Here is a 1,048-nt window from a genome sequence, read left to right on the forward strand (position 1 = left end):
GGCTTGCTCCCGAAAGCGGGGTGTCAGTACCGAACATTTGTCTGACACACCGCATTCGGGAGCAAGCCCCCTCCCACAATATATTGGGAACCGCCACAGCCCTCTAACCACGGGCTCTGGCGGTTTTTTCATGGCTGCTGGAAATCCATCCAAAGCGTGCTGTACTCAGCCAAGGTTCCAGCACGGAACCTGTCGTAAATCTGCTGGGAAGCACAACGCAATACAGTCTCGATAGCATGGGCTATCAAGGACTCTCTCATGTCTCTGTTCAAACGTTCAGTTACTGAGTTGTTGGGTACGTTCTGGCTGGTTCTGGGTGGTTGTGGCAGTGCGGTGCTCGCCGCGTCTTCGCCTCTGGGCATCGGGGTGCTGGGGGTGGCCCTGGCGTTTGGTCTGACGGTGCTGACCATGGCGTTCGCCATCGGCCACATCAGCGGATGTCATCTCAATCCGGCGGTATCGGTCGGGTTGGTGGTCGGCGGACGGTTTCCAGCAAAAGAGCTACCCGCCTACATCATCGCCCAGGTGCTCGGCGGGATACTCGCCGCCGCGCTGCTCTACTACATCGCCAGCGGCAAGGAGGGTTTCGACATCGCAGCAGGTCTGGCGTCCAATGGGTACGGCGAGCACTCGCCCGGCAAATACTCGATGGCGGCAGGCTTTGTCACCGAGCTGGTGATGACCGGGATGTTCGTGATCATCATCCTCGGCGCCACCGACAAACGCGCCCCGGCGGGCCTCGCACCGATTGCCATCGGCCTGGGGCTGACGCTGATTCACCTGATCTCGATTCCGGTCACCAACACTTCGGTCAACCCGGCTCGTAGCACCGGGCCGGCGCTGATGGTCGGCGGCTGGGCGATCGCGCAGTTGTGGATGTTCTGGGTCGCGCCGCTGATTGGCGCTGTGGCAGGCGGGGCGATTTATCGTTGGTTAGGTAAAGAGGATATCTGAAACTACTGGAAATCCCTGTGGGAGGGGGCTTGCTCCCGAAGGCGTCGTGTCAGTCATATTTACCCTACTGACACACCGCATTCGGGAGCAAGCC

General features: G+C 60.0%; 1 protein-coding gene. It reads left to right on the forward strand.

Going from position 1 to position 1,048, the window contains the following annotated elements; all coding sequences use genetic code 11:
• The first annotated feature begins 258 nt into the window (after positions 1–258).
• Positions 259–954, forward strand: coding sequence for an aquaporin Z (aqpZ, locus tag QMX91_RS31215; protein ID WP_098967720.1), 696 nt, complete (start codon positions 259–261; stop codon positions 952–954).
• The last annotated feature ends 94 nt before the right edge of the window (positions 955–1,048 follow it).

It is taken from the genome of Pseudomonas sp. PS01299 (assembly GCF_029960145.1).
GTDB lineage: Bacteria > Pseudomonadota > Gammaproteobacteria > Pseudomonadales > Pseudomonadaceae > Aquipseudomonas > Aquipseudomonas putida_A.